This window comes from Rhodococcus sp. NPDC057529 (assembly GCF_042802055.1).
In the GTDB taxonomy this organism is placed as follows: Bacteria; Actinomycetota; Actinomycetes; order Mycobacteriales; family Mycobacteriaceae; genus Rhodococcus_F.
This window is the reverse complement of sequence record NZ_JBHVEY010000014.1, coordinates 147,539-165,348: the sequence shown is the minus strand read 5'-3', so window position 1 is coordinate 165,348 and position 17,810 is coordinate 147,539. Positions and strand designations below refer to the sequence as shown.

Below are 17,810 nucleotides of genomic sequence, written 5' to 3'. Positions count from 1 at the left end.
CGACGTGAGCCAGTTGCGCACCCTGTACCCGCCGCTCGAGCCGTATCAGTTCGGGCACCTCGACGTCGGCGACGGCCAGCAGATGTACTGGGAGCAGAGCGGCAACCCCGACGGGAAGCCGGTCGTGTTCCTCCACGGCGGGCCCGGCGGCGGCACCGACCCCGCGCAACGGCAGTTCTTCGACCCGCAGGCGTACCGGATCGTGCTGCTCGACCAGCGCGGATGCGGGCGTTCCACACCCCACGTCGCCGACGGGGCAGATCTGTCGGTCAACACCACCGGCCGTCTCCTCGGTGACATCGAGATGCTGCGTGAGCATCTCGGCGTCGACCGGTGGCAGGTCTTCGGCGGGTCGTGGGGCTCGACCCTGGCACTCGCCTATGCCCAGCAGTACCCCCACCGGGTCACCGAACTGGTGCTGCGCGGCATCTTCCTGCTGCGCCGCAGCGAGATCGACTGGTACTACAACGGCGGCGCCGGACACCTGTTCCCCGAATTGTGGGACGAGTTCCTGGCGCCGGTGCCGGAGCCGGAGCGGGGCGGGGATCTCGTCGAGGCCTATCACCGGCTCCTGCACTCCGACGACGCCGACGTCGCGACGCGGGCCGCGGTCGCGTGGTCCACGTGGGAGGGCGCGACGAGTTCGCTGCTACCCAAACCGGAACGGGTGGTGGAGACGTCCCAGCCGAGGTTCGCACTGGCCTTCGCCCGCATCGAGAACCACTACTTCCACCACCGCGGATTCCTGGACGAGGGCCAGCTGCTGCGGGACGCCGCCGCGCTGGACGGCATTCCGGGCGTGATCGTGCAGGGCCGCTACGACGTGGTGTGCCCGGCGGCCAGCGCGTGGGCGCTGCACCGGGCGTGGCCGGGTTCCCGGCTCGAGATCGTCGACGACGCCGGCCACTCCGCGATGGAACCGGGCATCGTCCACCACCTGGTCGAGGCGACGGACCGCTTCCGCGCCTGACGCACTCGCCTGACGCACTATGCGGGATAACCGAATTCGACGGTCCGCTTCGCGACGTCGGCGGACACGAGCCTGATCTTCACCTGCTCGCCCTCGGCGGGGTCGCCGACACATTTGGCCATCACGGACACCGACGGGACGAACACGTCCGCGGTGCGCTTGCCGTTCCGTGACCGCAGCACGGTCGCGTCGAACGTCTCCCCCACCCGGTCCGCGAGCACGGTCGCCTCGGTGAGGTCGATGCAGGCCCGGTCGATCTTGCTCGCGAGAGAATCCGAGCCGGTCATGATCTCGGGCATCGACCCCAGGGCGTCCCGCGCCCAGGACGGCACCGGCGTTCCGGCGGACACGGCCAGGCACACCTCGGTGGAGTACCGGTCCGAGAGCCGGCGCAGCGGCGCGGTCACGTGTGCGTACGGGGCGCCGATGGCGGCGTGCGCGGTCAGTTCCGGCAGGGTGCCGTCGAACGCCGCGTAGTCGGCTCCCCGCAGCAGCGACGGCGCCTCGGTCATCAGCACCAGCGTCGACGCCGAATTCGGGTCCAGCCCCGCCAGCAGCGCACCGACACCGACGCTCTCGGGCCAGTCGATCCCCAGCGCCGCCGCCGTGCGCCGCAGCGCCCCGACCGCGTCCGGCCCGGCAGGCGGCAGGGTGCGGAGCAACCCGATCTTCGCGTCGAGCATCATGGCGGCCGCACACATTCCGGTCAGCAGCGAGACCTCGGCGTTCCAGTCGTCGGCCTCGGTGCGGGGCGCGAGGTCGACACGCCAGCTGTCGCCGTCCGGCACCACCTCCTGCTCCGGGAGCCGGAGTTCGATCGCGCCGCGCGCCACCGCCGCCGCCGTTCGGAGCCTGCCGAACTCGGGCAGCGACGCAATGGACGGATGCAGTCGTCCCGCCTCCGCATCGGCCTGCACACCGGCGTATTCGAGTCGGGCCACGGACCGCACCGTGGCCCGGAACACGGTGCACGACAGCGGTTCGGCCGACTCGTCGAGTTCGATCCGCCACACCACCGCCGGGCGGTCCTCACCTGGAAGGAGGCTTGCGGATCCCTCCGAGAGTTCCTGGGGATGCAGCGGCACCTTGCCGTCGGGGAGGTAGAACGTCTGCCCGCGTTTGCGGGTCTCCACGTCGAGCACCCCACCGGGCTCCACGACGGCGCCGACGTCCGCGATCGCGTAGTGCAGGACGAATCCGCCGGCTGTCCGCTCGAGGTGCAGCGCCTGATCGAGATCCATCGAATCGGGCGGATCGATGGTGACGAACGCGAGATCGGTGCGGTCCTGCCGTTCGGACGCGTACCGGTCGGACGCCGTCCGCGCCTGCGCGACCGCGGCGGGCGGATACCCGTCCGGCAGGTGGAATTCGGTGCGCACGGTGCCGAAATCGATTCCGCGCGCAACGAAACGGCTCATCGGCACCTCGCGCACATCCTTCCCGTGACGCTAGTTGTTCCACTCCTCGTCGGCCCGGTCCGCGGCCTTGTTCCGCTCCGCCGCGATCTGCAGCGCCTTCTCCGCCGACGCGCGGTCGGGATACGGGCCCATCCGCGACATCGACGACGCCGCCTTCCCCTGCGTGACGGTGCCGTCCTCGACGTTGTAGTACCAGAGGTGATCTTCGTCAGTCATGCCCTCAGTGTGGCACCGGTGGGACGTGTGGGGTTGTGGATCACGCTCAGACTGTTACCCTCGGAGTCCTGTCCGGTGATACGGTCTCCGGCGCCGGTCAGTGCGGTGCCGATGGCTCGTTCTTCCCGCGCGCAGTGCCCGAACAGAGAATGGAGCGAGCATGTCGACGATCATTTTTGATCAGCTACTTCCCTACCTCGGTGCCGAAGGCGCCACCTACTGGGCCCAACTGCTGATGGTCGATCCCGTCTGACGGTTGTCGATCAGTCGATACCCCGAAACCCCCGCCGGACACCTCCGGCGGGGGTTTCGTCGCATCAGGGCAGGTGGGCCCGCAACCCATTCGTGACGCTTCGCCCTGCCCAGCGGACGACACGTCTCTAGGCTGACGTGATGGGAGTGAATCCGGAGATCGAGGGTCGTGTCTACCCACCGACCGAGCCCTACCTCGTCGGCCGCGAGAAGATCAGGGAATTCGCCCGCGCCGTCTTCGCCACCAATCCGACGTCGTTCGACGTCGACAGCGCCCGCGCCGCCGGTCACGCCGATCTCGTTGCCCCGCCCACGTTTCCCGTCATCGTGCAGGAACGCGCACTCGCGCAACTGGTCGCCGACCCGACGTCGGGAATCGAGCCGGTCAATCTGGTGCACAGCACCGAGCACGCCACGTCCCACCGCCCCGTCGTCGCGGGTGACGAACTCTCCGCCGTGCTCACCGTCACGCACGTGACCACGCGTGGCCCGCACACCCTGCTCGTCGCCGACATCGAGATCCACGACGCCACAGGCGATCACGTGAGCACGATGACGTCGACGCTGTTCGTCAGGGGGGAGGAATGACGTCCCCGCGACGAATCCTGCTCGGCGACACCGTCGCCAAGGCCCGGTATCACGTGACCCGGGATTCTCTGGTCCGCTACGCCGGGGCGTCCGGTGACTTCAACTCCATTCACTACCGGGACGACGTCGCCGACGCGGTGGGCCTGCCCGGCGTGCTGGCTCACGGCATGCTCACGCTGGGACTGGCGACGCAGTGCGTCGTCGACTGGCTCGGCGATCCGGCACTGGTCACGGGATACCGAGCGCGCTTCACCAAGCCGGTGATCGTCGACCCGGACCGGGGTGCGGTGGTCGACGTCGTCGCGAAGGCCGCGGAAGTCGACGACTCCGCAGGCACCGCGAGGATCGACCTGACGGTCACGTTCGACGGGCACACCGTGCTCGGCAAGTCCCAGGTCTGGATTTCACTGCGCTGACCACACCCCACATACTGGTCCGATGATCGGTGCAGTGGTGACGGCGTTCGCGGTGCTCGGGCTCCTGACGGTCATTCCGGGTCCGGACATGGCGGTGGTGACCCGCGCCGGACTGTCCGGTGGACGCAGCGCGGCGCTGCGCGCGACGTTCGGCGTGGTCGCCGGGTTGATGGTGTGGGGCGCCCTGACCGTCGTCGGCCTCGGTGCGGTGCTCGCCGCCTCCGCCGAGGCGTACACCGTCGTGAAGATCGTCGGCGGGATGTACCTGGTGTATCTGGGAGTGTCCACCCTCTGGCGCAGCCGGACGCGCCCTCGCGCCGCCCGGACCGCGCCGGCGCCGGTTCCGTCTTCGGGGTCGAGTTGGCGGGCCGGGTTCCTGACCAACCTTCTGAACCCCAAGATCGCGGTGTTCTACACCGGCCTGCTCCCCCAGCTCGTTCCGCCCGGGTGGCCGACCGCCCCGAGCCTGGCCCTGCTGGTGCTGGTGCACGGGCTGCTCGGGATCGTCTGGCTCGGCGCGTACAGCATCCTGCTGACCCGCGCGCGCACCACGCTGGAGAAGCCGTCGGTGCGAAAGGTCCTCGACCGGATCACGGGAACCGTCCTTTTCGGATTCGGCGCCATCGTCGTGGCCGAGGCGCGGTAGCGCCGATTTGTCACCGAGGCGCGGTAGCGCCGATTTGTCACCGAGGCGCGGTAGCGCGGTCAGTTCGGGGAGTCGCTGGAACTCGCGGCGCTGCCGCCGAGCAGGATCGTGCCGATCAGGTCCGGGTCGTCGGTCATCGGGACATGCCCGATGCCGGGCAGAATCAGCGTCCGCGCCTGCGGGAACACTCTGCGCACCCGTCGCGCTTGGTAGACGGGCAGAATCAGGTCCCGCCGCCCCCACGCCACGGTGACCGGTACCGTCGCGTCGACCACCGGCGGGAGGTCGAACGAGGCCGTCAGCCCCTTGTCGACCAGGGCGTTCGTGGCCAGCGACTGCGCGTCGATCACGGCGTCCTCGTAGCGCACCCGGCTGGGCCGCGCGAAGAAGGCGGCGAGTGAGGGATAGCGGACGGCTCTGTACCGCAACGCCTTCGGAGTGTTCGGGCCCAGCGCCCGGGTGACTCCGCGCAGAGCCCGGAACGTGTAGATGGTGCGGGCCTGATCGGCGTGGTTGACGAAGAAGCCGGCCGGTGAGAGTGCCGTGGCCGAGGCGACCTCGCCCCGGGCGGCGAGGGCGAGCGAGAGCCAGCCGCCGAGCGAGTTCCCGGCGATGTGCGGCCGTTCCCCGGCAGGCGTCACCGAGCGGACGAACCCGCTCAATTCCTCGACCAGCCGGTCCATCGTGTCCGCACCGTCTTCGAGTGCCGCCGATTCGCCGTGTCCGGGAAGGTCGACGGTGACCACCCGGCGATAGGGGGTCAGCTGGTCGAGCAGGACGTTCCAGGCCTGCCTGCGATGCACCACCCCGTGCACGAGGACCAGGGTGGGGCCGGAACCGGCGATGTCGTGAGGCAAGTCCATGAGCAGATGTTACCGCTATCTCGAGTAACATCTACCGTTCCCGGCACCGCCGGCGAGGGGCCCCATCGCCCACGGACGTGGACGACGGGCCCCGGCATCGACCCCGATTCGGGTCAGTCGGGCCGCTGCGGGAAAAACACTAACCGGTCTGTTTGTTACTCGCCAGTCAGGGCCGTGACCTGCTCTCCCGCCGCACGCGGCGGATCCCGCAGGCGCAGGAACGAGGCGGACGAGTTGGCGTGTAAGCCGGATCCTGTCCCCGGGCGCCGAAGCGCCGGGTGGCGACCATCCATCTGGGCACACCGTCGCCGGGTACCTCGAGCGGTTCACCCGCAGGCTCGGGCGAGCAGCCCTCGAACACCTGCGCAGCCGCACCGGGTCCCGGAGGATCCGATGCGGCCTTCAACCTTGCTCCGGGCGGGGTTTACCTAGCCACCCCGGTCACCCGGGGTGCTGGTGCGCTCTTACCGCACCGTTTCACCCTGACCGACACCGCACCCCGGAGGATGTGGCGCCGGCGGTCTGTTTTCTGTGGCACTGTCCCGCGAGTCACCTCGGGTTGCCGTTAACAACCGCCCTGCTCTGTGGAGTCCGGACTTTCCTCGACTCGGGGCCTGCGCACTGATGTGCTGGTTCCCCGTGCCGCGGTCGCCCGGCCAACTCGTCCGCCCGATCAGCCTACAGTTCGCGCGAACGTGTCGTGCCGCCGCACTATGGTCTGAGCATGACCCGATACGCCGCCCTCCTGCGCGGTATCAACGTGGGCGGCATCAACATCAAGATGGCCGACCTCCGCAGCACCTTCGCCGAGCTGGGATTCGAGAACGTGAAGACCGTCCTCGCGTCGGGCAACGTGCTCTTCGATTCCGACCGCGACGACGTCCCCGCGCTGAAGAGCGACATCGAATCCGCGCTGCGCGCCGACTTCCACTACGAAGCCTGGGTTTTCGTCCTCGACCTCGACACGATCCGGAAGATCGTCGACGACTACCCGTTCGACCCCGAGCGAGAAGGCTGGCACCCGTACGTGCTGGTGACTCCCGACCCCGAGGTCCTGGACACGCTGCTGCGGCTCCGGGACGACCTGGACCCGGAGGTCGAACGCGTGCAGGCCGGAGACGGCGTCCTGTACTGGGAGGTCGAACGGGGCATGACGCTGAAGAGCAAGTTCGGCAAGAGCACCGGTACTCCCAAGCTCAAGTCCTTCACCACCACGCGGAACCTGCGCACCCTCCACAAGCTCCTGAAGTGACTGTTCTGGCAGTGGCGCTCGTCGCCGCGGTCCTCGTCTTCGCGGTCGTCCGGCCTCGCCGGTTACCCGAGATCGTCGCGGCCGCACCGGCCGCCGTCGTCGCCCTGGCCACCGGTCTGGTCACGCCGGCGCAGGCGCGGGACGAGGTGACCGAGATGGCCCCGACCGTCGGGTTCCTCGCGGCGATCCTCGTCCTCGCGCACCTCGCGGACGCGATGGGTGTGTTCACCTGGATCGCGGCCCGGCTGCGGCGCGGGGCCCGCGGGGATCCGAAGAGGTTGCTGACGCTCGTGTTCGGGGCCGCGGCACTCACCACCGCGGTGCTGAGTCTCGATGCGACGGTGGTGCTGCTGACGCCGGCGGTGATCGCGACGGCCCGCTCGCTGCGGATGGATCCGCGCCCCCACTCGTACGCCAGCGCTCACCTGTCGAACACGGCGTCGACGCTGCTGCCCGTCTCCAATCTCACGAACCTGATCGCCTTTTCCGCGACGGGGTTGACCTTTCTCCATTTCACCGCCGTCATGGCGCTGCCCTGGGCGGTGGCGATCGTCGTCGAACTGATCCTGTTCCGGATGTTCTTCCGCCGCCACCTGGATCGGCCCGACGCCGAACCGGAACCGGCCCGCGATCCACCCGCACCGACCGTCGCGCTGTCGATCCTCGCGGCGACGCTCGCCGGTTTCGCGGTGTCCGGCTTCGTGGGGATCGCGCCGGCGTGGGTGGCGGCGGCGGGGGCGATCGTGCTCGGCGTCGTGGCTCTGCGCGACGGCCGCACCGACTTCGGCCGCATCCTGTATTCGGTCGACGTGTGGTTCTGCGCGTTCGTCCTGGTCCTCGGCGTCGTCGTCGCCGGCGTCGCCAACGGCCCGATCGGCGACTGGATCGGCTCACGGCTGCCGACCGACACGTCGTTCGCGGCCCTGCTCACGATGGCCGTCGTCGCGGCGGTCGCCGCGAATCTGGTGAACAATCTCCCCGCCACCCTGCTCCTGCTGGCGGCGCTCGGACCCCACCCGCCGACCGCCCTCGTCCTGGCGATGTTGCTCGGGGTGAATCTCGGCCCGAACCTGACCTACGTGGGGTCGCTGGCGATCATGCTGTGGCGACGGGTCGCCGCGCGAGCCGGATCGCCCGCGGATCTGCGGACGTTCACGATTCTCGCGCTGGTGACCACGCCGCTGACCCTGCTCGCGGCCGTCGTCGCCCTCTGGGCCTGTGAGTACTTCTCAACCGCCGGCGGTTAAGAAGTACTCACAGGTGGGAGGTGTCGTTGACCAGGCGGACGGACGAGCCGCCGTCAGGGTAGAACTCGGCGATGCTCAGCGACGCCAGATCCAGGTGCAGCCGGTACAGCAGCGACGGTCCCGCGTCGAGCGCCAGCTGCAGCAGGGTCTTGATGGGGGTCACGTGTGTCACGACGAGGATCGTGGCGCCGCCGTAGGTGGCGGTGAGGTCGTCGCGGACCTTCACGATCCGCTCCCGGACCTCGTCGAAGCTCTCCCCCTCCGGCGGTCGCACCGACGTGTCCGACAACCACTTGCGGTGCAGTGCGGGATCGCGGTCGGCGGCCTCCCGGAACGTCAGGCCCTCCCACGCGCCGAAGTCGGTTTCGGTGAGGCCCTCGTGCACGGTGACCGGGAGCCCGAGCACCTTCGCCGCGGCCGCCGCGGTCTGCTGCGCGCGCCCCAGTGGGGACGACACCACGGCCGCGATGCCGTCGTTGCCCGCGAAGCGGGAGGCCGCGCCGTTCGCCTGCGCCAGCCCGATCTCGGTGAGCGCCGGGTTCCCGCGACCCGAGTACCGCCGGTCGACGGACAGCACGGTCTGCCCGTGCCGGAGCAGCAGCATCCGGGTGGGGGCGCCCGCCGTGTCCATCCAGCCCGGCGCCGCCGGCGTGGCCTTGTCCGCGAGGGCGGCCGGTTCCGGTTCGGCGCCGGAACCTTCGGCGCCGTCCATGGCCTCGTTGGCGAGGCGGTCGGCGTGCGCGTTCTCGGCCCGCGGAATCCAGGTGTACGTCACGGAATCGAACTGCCGGGCGAGTTCCGACGCCCGGCGCTGCAGCGGAATCATGTCCGGGTGTTTGACCTTCCAGCGCCCGGACATCTGCTCGACGACCAGTTTGGAGTCCATCCGCAAGTCAACCGCGGACGCGCCGAGTTCGGCGGCGGCCTCGAGCCCGGCGATCAGCCCCCGGTATTCGGCGACGTTGTTCGTGACGATGCCGAGGCTTTCCTTGCGTTCGGCGAGCACGGCGCCGTCGTCGGCCGCGAACACCACGGTGCCGTAGCCCGCGGGTCCGGGATTGCCGCGCGATCCACCGTCCGCCTCGACGACGACACGACCGGCACTCACAGACCCGACTCCTTGGTGCGCACCAGGATCGCGCCGCACTCGGAGCAGCGCACGACGACGTCGGGTGCGGCGGCGGTGATGCGGGAGATCTCGCCGCGGTCGAGTTCGATACGGCATGCACCGCAGCGGCGGGCCTGCAGCAGTGCCGCGCCGACGCCGTTCTGGCTGCGCTGCTTCTCGTAGACGGTGATCAGGTCGGTCGGGAACTGGTCGGCGAGTGCCGCCCGGTCCCGGGTACAGCGCTGCTCCGCGGCGTCCAGGTCGGCGACGGCGTCGTCGCGGCGGCGGGACGCGTCGATGAGGTCTTCCTCGATCTGCGACAGCTGCGCACCGGCGTGATCGTGGTCGGACTGCGACGCCTCGCGCCGTTCCATCACCTCGAGCAGTTCGTCCTCGAGCAGCCCCTGACGGCGGACGAGGCTGCCGAGTTCGTGTTCGAGTTCGGTGAGCTGCTTCGATCCGACCGTTCCGCTCTCGAGGAGCTTGCGGTCGCGGTCCTCACGCTGACGGACGGCGTCCACTTCGCCTTCGAGCTTGCGGATGTCGCGGTCGAGGTCGTCGAGGATGATCTCCACGGCCACGGCCGCATCCTTACGGGTGACGCGCTCCGCCTCGAGCCGCTCGACTTCCTGACGCTCCGGGAGCGCGGTGCGTCGGTGGGCGATCCGCGACAGCTCCGCATCGACGCCGGCGAGGTCGAGAAGCTTGGACTGCACCTGTGGTTCGACGTTCACGCGTGGTAACTCCTGCTGTCTTCTGTGACGGGTTCTTCTGCGGCAGATTGCTGGGTGTCAACCGTACCCCGGCGCATCACGGGTTTCGGCCGGACGGCGCTACGACGACGGCGCGCTGACCGACCACGGATCGGTGCGCACCGCCGACACCCGCACCTGCCACCGGGGTGTGTGCGCGAACGCGGCGTCGAGCACGCCCTTCGCTTGTTCGCACCACGGTTGCTCGCTCGCCCAGTGTGCGACGTCGATCAGGGCCGGACCTCCGGCGCGCAGGTGCTCGTCGGCGGGGTGGTGCCGCAGGTCGGCGGTCACGTACGCGTCCACGCCGAGGCGTGTGACGTCGTCGAGGAACGAGTCGCCCGAGCCACCGCACACGGCGACGGTGCGGACCGTGGCGTCGGGGTCGCCCGCGGCCCGCACACCCCACGTGGTGGCGGGCAGCGCACCGGCGACCCGGTCGGTGAACTCGCGCAGCGTCAGCGGTTCGGGTAGCTCGCCGACGCGTCCGAGTCCGCGGGGGCCGGGGAACGTCGCCGTCTCGAACACGTCGAACGCGACCTCCTCGTACGGGTGGGCGGCGCGCATCGCGGCGAGCACCGTCGGCCGGAGGCGGCGCGGCGCGATCACCTCCACCCGGCTCTCCTCGACCCGTTCGAGTGCGCCGACCGCGCCGAGTGCCGGATTCGCGCCGTCGGTGGGCAGGAACTGGCCCTGCCCGGTGACGGACCAGCTGCAGTCGCGGTAGTTGCCGATGTGTCCGGCGCCGGCGTCGAACAGTGCGCGGCGCACCGTGTCGGCGTCACCGGCGGGGACGAGGACCACCCATTTGTCGAGGTTCTCGGTCGGTTGCGGCTCGATCGGCCCGGTGACGGTCAGCCCGAGCGCCGCCGCCAGTGCGTCGGAGACGCCGGGGTCCGCGGAATCGGCGTTGGTGTGCGCGGTGAACAGGGCGCAGCCGGCCCTGATCAGCTTGTGGACGAGCGCACCCTTCGGGGTGTGGGCGCCGACGGTGTCGACTCCGCGGAGCAGCAGCGGGTGGTGGACGAGGAGCAGGTCGGCGCCGCCGGCGATCGCCTCGTCGACCACCGCGGCGGTCGGATCGACCGCGACCGTGACCGTCGCCACCGCGTCGTCCGGGTCGCCGCACACGAGGCCGACGGAATCCCACGACTCGGCGAGGGAAGGCGGGTAGGCCGCGCCCAGGGTGGTGATCACGTCGGCGAGACGCACCGGGTTCACAGGATCTCCTTCATCGCGTCGACGAGCACGGCGGTCTGTTCCGCGGGGCGCACCGCGACGCGGAGGAAGTCGGGTCCGAGTCCGGGGAACGTGTCGCAGCGGCGTACGGCGATGCCCCGTTCGCGCAGGTGCTTGCGCATCAGTTCGCCGTCCGGCAGGCGGAGCAGCAGGAACGGCGCGACCGCGGGCCGGTGCACGGCGACGCCGATCCCGGTCAGCCGCCGGATCATGTCGTCGCGCCACTCACCGAGCACGACTGCGTGGTCGCGGGCGGCGGCGACGGCGTGAAGTTCGCTGCACGCGGCGATCGCCTCCACCTGCAGGCTGCCCACCGGCCAGTGCGCCCGTCCCACCTGCAGTCGTTCGAGGATCTCGGGAGCCCCGAGCGCGTACCCGCAGCGCAACCCGGCCAGCGCCCACGTCTTGGTGAGACTGCGCAGCACCAGGACGTCCGGCAGTGCGCGACCGGCCAGCGACTCGTCCTCGTCCGGGACCGCGTCCATGAACGCCTCGTCGACGACGACGATCCGGCCCGGTCGGCGCAACCGCAGGATCGCCTCGGCGGGGTGCAGTACCGACGTCGGGTTGGTCGGGTTGCCGATCACGACCAGGTCGGCCGTTTCGGGGACCGTCGCCGAGTCGAGGACGTACGGGTCGTCGAGCAGCACCTGCGTGACCGGCACCTGTGCCTCCCGCAGCGCCCACTCGGGTTCGGTGAACGACGGGTGGATCAGCGCCGCCTCCCGGATCCCGAGCCGCGGCAGCAGGGAGAACCCCTCGGCGCCCCCGGCGAGCAGCAGCACCTCCTCGGGTGTCCGGCCGTGCCGGGACGCCACGGCGGTCCGGGCCGCGAGATCGGCCGCGACCGTCGGGTACGTGCCCAGGTGCGCCAGCGCGTCCGCGAGGCGGAGGCGCAGCCAGTCCGGCGGCCCGTCGCCCTGCACGTTGACGGCGAAATCGAGGAGTCCTGGCCCCGCATCCACGTCTCCGTGGTGACGAAGGCTTTCCCGGCTACCGGCGCGAATGTCCACGATTGTCGAGCCTAAGGGACAATGGTCCGGTGACATCTCTCTCCACCTCCGCGTCCACCGCCTCTTCTGCCCTGTCTGCGCCGATCGTGTTGTTCGACCTCGACGGCACGCTCACCGACTCCGCGCCCGGCATTCACGCCGGCTTCCGCCACGCGCTCGCGGCGATCGGTCAGCCGGAACCGACCGACGAGATGATCGACGCCGTCATCGGCCCGCCGATGATCGACACGTTCCGGTCGATGGGACTGGGCGAAGACCTCGTGCAGCAGGCGATCGCCGCCTACTTCGAACGCTACGACCGCGTGGGTTGGGCCGAGAACGCCGTCTTCGACGGCATCGAGAAGGTGCTCGTCGCCGCCCGCGGCAGCGGCCGGAGACTCGCAGTCGCCACGTCGAAGTCCGAGCGGTTCGCGATCCGCATCCTCGAACACTTCGAACTCGCGCACTACTTCGAGTTCATCGGCGGCGCCAGCGACGACGGCAGTCGCCGCGCCAAGTCGGACGTGATCGCGCATTCGCTGCGGAACCTGGGAGTCACCGCCACCGAGGGCGCCACCGCCGACGTCCTGATGATCGGCGACCGCGACCACGACGTCCTCGGCGCCGCGCACTGGGGCATCCCCGCGGTGTTCGTCGAGTGGGGTTATGGATTCCCCGCCGAGGCCGAGCGCGCGCACACGAGGGCGCAGACCGTCGCCGACCTCGGGAAGTTGCTCGATGACGCGGCCTGAGACCCCGCTGCACGTGACGTTCGTGTGCACCGGCAACATCTGCCGCTCCCCCATGGCCGAGAAGATCTTCGCCGAGCACCTCCGGCGGGAAGCCCTCGATGATCGGGTGATGGTGAGCAGCGCCGGGACCCACGGCTGGCACATCGGCCGTGAGGCCGACATCCGCACCAACGAGACCCTGAAGCTGAACGGCTATCCGACGGGCCACACGGCCGCGGAGGTCGGCCCGTTCCACCTCGGCGCCGATCTGGTGGTCGCTCTCGCGGCCAACCACGACCGTGAGCTTGCCCACATGGGCGTGCCCGACGAGCGCCGCCGGCTGCTGCGCAGTTTCGACCCGGACGCGGAGACGGCGTCCGTGCCCGACCCGTTCTACGGGGACCTCGAGGACTTCGAACGGGTCCGCCTCCAGATCGAGGCCGCGGTGCCCGGGCTGCTCGACTGGGTGCGCAGCCGGTAACCCACGATCAGGGGCCCGACCTGCGAGCGGCTACCGTGGAGGCGTGCGAAGGCTGAGATTTCTGTTGCGACCCGGCTGGTTGGTGTTGGCCGTGGTGGTCGCCGGATTCGCCTTCATGTGTTTCTACGTGCTCGCGCCGTGGCAGCTCGGTAAGAACACGTCCACGGAGCACCGGAACCAGCTGATTGCCGACTCGGTCGACGCCGACCCAGTCCCGCTGGAGACTCTGCTGTCCGGCGCCGCGGCGAATCCGGACGACGAGTGGCGCCGCGTCACTGCGACCGGGTCGTACGTGCAGAACAGTGATCTGCTGGTCCGGTTGCGGTCCATCGAATCGCAGCCCGCGTACGAGGTCCTGACTCCGCTGCAGCTGACCGACGGTCGCACCATCCTGGTCAACCGGGGCTACGTCCGCCCGATCCAGGGCACCGAGGCGCCGCCGGTGGATCCGCCGCCGGCCGGGCCGGTGACGCTCGACGGTCGCGTCCGCAAGTCCGAGGGCACCATCGCAGGCAAGGAACCGATCGACGAGAACGGGCTCCGGCAGGTCTACTACATCGACGCGGGCCAGATCGGCGGTTTCATCGGCACGGATCTGATCGACGCGTACGTGCAACTCGAACCCGATCAGCCGGGCGGCCTCGGCACCATTCCGCTCCCGCAACTCGATGCGGGCCCGTACCTGTCGTACGGCTTGCAGTGGCTGGCGTTCGGCATCATGGCGCCGCTCGGCCTGGCCTACTTCATTCGCGCGGAGTGGCGTGAACGCCGCAAGGAGAAGTCCGCGAAAGCGTCCGACGACGCCGCCCCCGCCCCCGTGGCCCGGAAGAAGCCGTTCACCCGGAGCACGCCGGTGGAATCAGCGCCGAGGACGGCGGCGGAAGCGAAACTGGCCGACCGCTACGGCAAGGGCCGCTGACACCAGCGCCGCACCACCCTGGACCGCGGTCGACAGTCGCACCGCGCGGTCGAGGTCGACGGGCCGGGGTGACGGCCCGGATCCGAGCACGGGTCGCATCTCGACGCCGTGCGCGTATTCGGTGCGCCCGCCCAGCGAGATGCCGAGAGCGCCCGCCGCGCCGGCCTCCGCGACACCGGCGTTGGGGCTGGGGTGCTGGGACGCGTCGCGCCGCCAGGCGTCCCACGCCTCCGTCGGCGACCCACCGGCCACCGGCGCGGCGAGGACGGTCAGCGCACCCGTGAGTCGGGCGGGCAGCAGGTTGAGGAGGTCGTCCCATCGCGCCGCGGCCCAGCCGAAGTTGCGGTACTTCGGCGAGCGGTAGCCGACCATCGCGTCCAGGGTGTTGGACGCCCGGTAGGCGAACAGTCCGGGGATGCCGGCCACCGCGCCCCACAGGAACGCGCCGACCGCGGAATCGGACGTGTTCTCGGCCACCGACTCCAGCGTCGCCCGGGTGAGCCCGTCGACGCCGAGCACGCTGGGGTCGCGACCGCACAGCGACGGCAGCAGGGCGCGGGCGGAGGCGAGGTCGTCCGCCGCGAGGTACGCGGCCATGCTCGACCCGGTCCGTCCCAGGGACGTTCCGCCGAGCACCGCCCACGCTGCGACGCCGGTCGCGGCCGCCTCCGCGGCCCATCCCCCGCGCCGCGCCGTCCGGGCCGCGGCGACCCCCAGACCGGCCGCTCCACCGACCAGAACGGCGACGTGCACGATTCCGGCCGACCGGGAGTCGCGGTACGTCGCCTTCTCCAATGCCATTGCGGTGCGGCCGAATCCGGCCACGGGATGCCATCGGGCGGGGTCGGCGAACGCGCGGTCGGCGGCGAAGCCGAGAAGCAGGCCTGCGGCGCGCGCGGTGGTGGGACGGGAGGTTCGATGCACGCCGCTATTTGTATCAACTAACGTTGCAGGCGATGTAAAGGAGCGTCCCATGAGTGCCGCGATCGACGAGTACCTGGCGGGCAAGGATCCGGACGCCACCGAGCGCCTGCTGCAGTTCCGTGACCTCGTTCTGGCGTGCGGCGAGGTGGACGAGCGCGTCCACCGGACCGAGATCGCGTGGGCTCGTGCCCGCGTCTTCGCTGCCGCGTTCATCTATTCGTCGCGGCTCGAGATCGCCCTCGACCTGCGCCGCCGCGTCCATCACCCGCAGTTGCGGGAGGCGTTTCCCACCACGAAGACGGTGATCACGCACCGGTTGACGATCACCTCCGACGATCAGCTCGACGACACCCTGGCCGCGCTCCTCGCGGAGGCCTACGACACGGTGGGTCCGGGCACGCGCAACCGGTAGACGCCGCCGGGGCCGGACGGACAGGTTCCGGTCGGAATGTCTGATACCTGAAACTCTCCTGAGGAACTCGCCAAGCGCCCTTTCGTGCGCCTACCATGGTATTTGCCGCCTCGTTCCCCCCATTCAGGGGCGGCGCACGGCCCCGCCCTGCTCACATCTTCGGTGCTGACTCAACACACCCACGTGGCCCGGCGGGGTTCTGCGCGTCCGGTGGGAATTTCAGCGAGCCATTGGAATCGCCGACTACGCCTGGGACGATCGAAGGGTGTCCCGCGACGTGACGAAGCTCGGCGACGACGAACTGCTCGCGCTGCTCGGCGAGCAGCGAGCACTGCTCGGCGAGTCGATCGCGAACGACTACGGCTGCGGAACGGTGCGCACCGTCACCAGCCGGATCGCCGAATTCGAGGCCGAACTCGATCGGCGCGGTTCGACGGCCTCGCGAGACGGCATCTGACCCCTAACGGGTGGGGAAACGAGAAAACCCCGACCCGCGCACGAACGTGGATCGGGGCCTTGCCTGACGGTGGGCGCGGAGGGTTTCGAACCCCCGACCGCTGGTGTGTAAAACCAGAGCTCTACCACTGAGCTACACGCCCGAACATCCGGCGAGAACCTCGCCGGATGCGCATCAGGACTCTAGCGTGGCGAGCGCTTTCTCCCAAGCTCCCTGGTCACGGGCCTCTCCGGGCCCGTTCATCTCGGCGAACCGGATGATGCCTTCCTTGTCGATGACGAAGGTGCCGCGGTTCGCGAAGCCCAGCTTGTCGTTGAAGACGCCGTACTGCTGCGCGACCGCGCCGTGCGGCCAGAAGTCGGCGAGCAGCGGGAACGTGTATCCCTGCTCGGCGGACCAGATCTTGTGGGTCGGCGACGCACCGACGGAGAGGGCGAGGATCGCCGTCTCGTCGTTCTCGAACTTCGGCAGTTCGTCGCGAACCTTGCAGAGCTCACCCTGGCACGTTCCGGTGAACGCGAGCGGGTAGAACACGAGCAGGACGTTCTTCTTTCCGCGATAATCGGAAAGCGTCACCTCCTGGTTGTTCTGGTCCTTGAGGGTGAAATCGGGGGCGGTGGTGCCCACGTCGAGCGGCATGACGTGATTCCTTCGGTGAGTGAACGGGAAAGGTGAGACTGTTCAGCGCTTGTTCGCGGGGCGCGACTTCGGCTGAACCAGACGGCTTCCCGACCAGTCTCCGAGATTTGCCGCCGACGTCTGGGTGAGACCGGCTGTGGGTGCGGACTCGGCGATCTCGCTGGGCTCCACGTGACCGGGCTGGCCGGTCTTGGGGGTGAGGACCCACACGAATCCGTCGTCGGCCAGGGGCCCGATGGCATCCATGAGGGCGTCGACGAGATCTCCGTCTTCGTCGCGCCACCACAGCAGCACGACGTCGATGACCTCGTCGGAATCCTCGTCCAGCAGTTCTCCACCGATGGTGTCCTCGACCGCGGCACGCAGGTCGTCGTCGGTGTCCTCGTCCCAGCCCAGTTCCTGTACCGCCATGTCGGCAGTGATCCCGAGTTTCTGAGCGTAGTTTTGGGCGTCCGCCGCGGCGACCACGGTGGGGTCCTCCTTTTGTTGACGGTGCTCGGATACCCGAACACCTGCCGGATGAAGATCAATTAGGTGAAAGCGAACATGCTCGAACGCTTTCGCGCAAGCCGACCACGCGAATTTTTCTGAGAATGTAGTGATGCGTGGTCATCGACCGAGCCTACGGTGCGGGAGTCACGATGTGGGGCAAGCTGCCCGAATCGAGTCGCTGAGCTCGTCTCCTCGGCTCGCGAGCGTGTTCAGAATGTCTCCGCGCTGCCCGCTGTCGACGGCCGCGGCGAGTTCGCGATAGTTGTTCGCGTAATCGGTGAGGAGTCCGGTCAGGTCGGGGGGAAGTGCGGGTGTGGCGGCGTTCGCGCCGTCCGCGGCCGACCGGAGTGCCGCCGCTGCGGCGCTCGCCTTCGTGCCGGTGTCCGCGGCCTCGGCGTTGGCGGCGTCGATGAACGTGTTGTAGGTGTCGATCGTCTCACCGGCACGGGTCACGAACATCGTGCACTGCTCCACGAGCGCCTCCCGCTCGGCCGCGGCCTTCTGCGAGGACGACGCGGCCACCGATGAGGACGTCGCTTCGGCGGCGTACTCGGCCGCCTGGGAGTCGTTCTGCTGCGCGGTTCCCTCGATCGCGCCGCCACATCCGGCGATGATGCCGGCGCCGGCGATCGCTGCGGCGGCAGCACTCAGCAGCCCCCAGCGACGCGACGACGTGCACATTCGTCTCCCCCATGTTTTCGACGACATCGATAAATTCAACATTCGGCCCCGGATCTGCGCAAACGCTACCGAAGAGTAACCCGAGCACGGTGTGCCGACCGCGCCGCAATGGGGA

22 protein-coding genes, 1 tRNA gene and 1 other RNA gene are annotated in these 17,810 nt (G+C 69.6%); 11 read left to right on the top strand and 13 right to left on the bottom strand.

What is annotated here, in order from left to right; translation table 11 throughout:
- Positions 1 to 4: 4 nt before the first annotated feature.
- Positions 5 to 970 (top strand): prolyl aminopeptidase, encoded by a 966-nt coding sequence (gene pip / locus ACFU5V_RS26610; protein ID WP_378702975.1) that lies wholly within the window; start codon positions 5 to 7, stop codon positions 968 to 970.
- Positions 971 to 987: 17 nt separating this feature from the next.
- Here pip and ACFU5V_RS26605 read toward each other — a convergent pair whose 3' ends face one another.
- Positions 988 to 2,388, bottom strand: coding sequence for an RNB domain-containing ribonuclease (locus ACFU5V_RS26605; RefSeq protein ID WP_378702974.1), 1,401 nt, complete (start codon positions 2,386 to 2,388; stop codon positions 988 to 990).
- A 30-nt stretch (positions 2,389 to 2,418) separates the two neighbouring features.
- Positions 2,419 to 2,604: a hypothetical protein gene (locus ACFU5V_RS26600; RefSeq protein ID WP_005254262.1), complete on the bottom strand. Its 186-nt coding sequence runs from the start codon at positions 2,602 to 2,604 to the stop codon at positions 2,419 to 2,421.
- Positions 2,605 to 2,997: 393 nt separating this feature from the next.
- Here ACFU5V_RS26600 and ACFU5V_RS26595 point away from each other — a divergent pair, with 393 nt between their 5' ends.
- The 3 genes from ACFU5V_RS26595 to ACFU5V_RS26585 are packed head-to-tail and all read left to right on the top strand — an operon-like array spanning position 2,998 to position 4,506.
- Positions 2,998 to 3,444, top strand: a complete 447-nt coding sequence (locus ACFU5V_RS26595; RefSeq protein ID WP_378441406.1) for a MaoC family dehydratase N-terminal domain-containing protein — start codon at positions 2,998 to 3,000, stop codon at positions 3,442 to 3,444.
- Entirely contained in the window at positions 3,441 to 3,860 is a 420-nt protein-coding gene (locus ACFU5V_RS26590) for a MaoC/PaaZ C-terminal domain-containing protein (protein ID WP_378702973.1), read from the top strand. The genes ACFU5V_RS26595 and ACFU5V_RS26590 overlap by 4 nt, the downstream gene beginning before the upstream one ends.
- Before the next feature lie 22 nt (positions 3,861 to 3,882).
- Complete coding sequence (locus ACFU5V_RS26585; protein WP_378702972.1) at positions 3,883 to 4,506, top strand: LysE family translocator; 624 nt, start codon at positions 3,883 to 3,885, stop codon at positions 4,504 to 4,506.
- A 59-nt stretch (positions 4,507 to 4,565) separates the two neighbouring features.
- Here ACFU5V_RS26585 and ACFU5V_RS26580 read toward each other — a convergent pair whose 3' ends face one another.
- On the bottom strand, positions 4,566 to 5,369 hold the full coding sequence (locus ACFU5V_RS26580) for an alpha/beta fold hydrolase (protein ID WP_378702971.1): 804 nt from the start codon (positions 5,367 to 5,369) through the stop codon (positions 4,566 to 4,568).
- Between the two features lie 226 nt (positions 5,370 to 5,595).
- Positions 5,596 to 6,033: RNase P RNA component class A (rnpB, locus tag ACFU5V_RS26575), an RNA gene on the bottom strand.
- Positions 6,034 to 6,093: 60 nt separating this feature from the next.
- Between rnpB and ACFU5V_RS26570 the strand changes: the two genes are divergently transcribed.
- On the top strand, positions 6,094 to 6,621 hold the full coding sequence (locus ACFU5V_RS26570; RefSeq protein ID WP_378441414.1) for a DUF1697 domain-containing protein: 528 nt from the start codon (positions 6,094 to 6,096) through the stop codon (positions 6,619 to 6,621).
- Positions 6,618 to 7,868 (top strand): SLC13 family permease, encoded by a 1,251-nt coding sequence (locus ACFU5V_RS26565; RefSeq protein ID WP_378702970.1) that lies wholly within the window; start codon positions 6,618 to 6,620, stop codon positions 7,866 to 7,868. The genes ACFU5V_RS26570 and ACFU5V_RS26565 overlap by 4 nt, the downstream gene beginning before the upstream one ends.
- Positions 7,869 to 7,875: 7 nt before the next feature.
- Here ACFU5V_RS26565 and ACFU5V_RS26560 read toward each other — a convergent pair whose 3' ends face one another.
- The 4 genes from ACFU5V_RS26560 to cobC form a co-directional block, all read right to left on the bottom strand.
- On the bottom strand, positions 7,876 to 8,976 hold the full coding sequence (locus tag ACFU5V_RS26560; RefSeq protein WP_378702969.1) for a bifunctional RNase H/acid phosphatase: 1,101 nt from the start codon (positions 8,974 to 8,976) through the stop codon (positions 7,876 to 7,878).
- Positions 8,973 to 9,710, bottom strand: coding sequence for a zinc ribbon domain-containing protein (locus ACFU5V_RS26555; protein ID WP_378702968.1), 738 nt, complete (start codon positions 9,708 to 9,710; stop codon positions 8,973 to 8,975). Before ACFU5V_RS26555 ends, ACFU5V_RS26560 begins: the two co-directional genes overlap by 4 nt.
- 99 nt (positions 9,711 to 9,809) lie before the next feature.
- Complete coding sequence (locus tag ACFU5V_RS26550) at positions 9,810 to 10,949, bottom strand: Nif3-like dinuclear metal center hexameric protein (protein ID WP_378702967.1); 1,140 nt, start codon at positions 10,947 to 10,949, stop codon at positions 9,810 to 9,812.
- Positions 10,946 to 12,016, bottom strand: a complete 1,071-nt coding sequence (gene cobC / locus ACFU5V_RS26545; RefSeq protein ID WP_378439992.1) for an Rv2231c family pyridoxal phosphate-dependent protein CobC — start codon at positions 12,014 to 12,016, stop codon at positions 10,946 to 10,948. Before cobC ends, ACFU5V_RS26550 begins: the two co-directional genes overlap by 4 nt.
- Between cobC and ACFU5V_RS26540 the strand changes: the two genes are divergently transcribed.
- Genes ACFU5V_RS26540 through ACFU5V_RS26530 form a run of 3 tightly spaced genes read left to right on the top strand, consistent with a single transcriptional unit; the run spans position 12,010 to position 14,090 of the window.
- The gene (locus ACFU5V_RS26540) at positions 12,010 to 12,711 is read left to right on the top strand and encodes an HAD-IA family hydrolase (protein ID WP_378702966.1); all 702 of its coding nucleotides are present in this window, start codon (positions 12,010 to 12,012) and stop codon (positions 12,709 to 12,711) included. The two genes, cobC and ACFU5V_RS26540, sit on opposite strands and share 7 nt — an antisense overlap.
- The gene (locus tag ACFU5V_RS26535; RefSeq protein ID WP_378702965.1) at positions 12,698 to 13,171 is read left to right on the top strand and encodes a low molecular weight protein-tyrosine-phosphatase; all 474 of its coding nucleotides are present in this window, start codon (positions 12,698 to 12,700) and stop codon (positions 13,169 to 13,171) included. The genes ACFU5V_RS26540 and ACFU5V_RS26535 overlap by 14 nt, the downstream gene beginning before the upstream one ends.
- Before the next feature lie 43 nt (positions 13,172 to 13,214).
- Positions 13,215 to 14,090 carry an SURF1 family protein gene (locus tag ACFU5V_RS26530; RefSeq protein ID WP_378439999.1) on the top strand — a complete coding sequence of 292 codons (876 nt, stop codon included), beginning with the start codon at positions 13,215 to 13,217 and terminating at the stop codon, positions 14,088 to 14,090.
- Here ACFU5V_RS26530 and ACFU5V_RS26525 read toward each other — a convergent pair.
- A complete protein-coding gene (locus ACFU5V_RS26525) occupies positions 14,031 to 15,014 on the bottom strand; it encodes a cobalamin biosynthesis protein (protein WP_378702964.1) in 984 nt (327 codons plus the stop codon). The two genes, ACFU5V_RS26530 and ACFU5V_RS26525, sit on opposite strands and share 60 nt — an antisense overlap.
- A gap of 49 nt (positions 15,015 to 15,063) precedes the next feature.
- Here ACFU5V_RS26525 and ACFU5V_RS26520 point away from each other — a divergent pair, with 49 nt between their 5' ends.
- Entirely contained in the window at positions 15,064 to 15,426 is a 363-nt protein-coding gene (locus ACFU5V_RS26520; RefSeq protein WP_276140059.1) for a DUF5655 domain-containing protein, read from the top strand.
- A 265-nt stretch (positions 15,427 to 15,691) separates the two neighbouring features.
- Entirely contained in the window at positions 15,692 to 15,883 is a 192-nt protein-coding gene (locus tag ACFU5V_RS26515) for a hypothetical protein (RefSeq protein ID WP_378440003.1), read from the top strand.
- 70 nt (positions 15,884 to 15,953) lie between these two features.
- Here the strand turns inward: ACFU5V_RS26515 and ACFU5V_RS26510 are convergent.
- The 4 genes from ACFU5V_RS26510 to ACFU5V_RS26495 form a co-directional block, all read right to left on the bottom strand.
- Positions 15,954 to 16,025: transfer RNA gene (locus ACFU5V_RS26510), tRNA-Val, on the bottom strand.
- Positions 16,026 to 16,057: 32 nt separating this feature from the next.
- Positions 16,058 to 16,522 (bottom strand): peroxiredoxin, encoded by a 465-nt coding sequence (locus tag ACFU5V_RS26505; protein ID WP_378440005.1) that lies wholly within the window; start codon positions 16,520 to 16,522, stop codon positions 16,058 to 16,060.
- Positions 16,523 to 16,564: 42 nt separating this feature from the next.
- Positions 16,565 to 16,990: a DUF3052 domain-containing protein gene (locus ACFU5V_RS26500; RefSeq protein WP_012688155.1), complete on the bottom strand. Its 426-nt coding sequence runs from the start codon at positions 16,988 to 16,990 to the stop codon at positions 16,565 to 16,567.
- 168 nt (positions 16,991 to 17,158) lie between these two features.
- Positions 17,159 to 17,722: a hypothetical protein gene (locus ACFU5V_RS26495; RefSeq protein WP_378702963.1), complete on the bottom strand. Its 564-nt coding sequence runs from the start codon at positions 17,720 to 17,722 to the stop codon at positions 17,159 to 17,161.
- Positions 17,723 to 17,810: the final 88 nt, after the last annotated feature.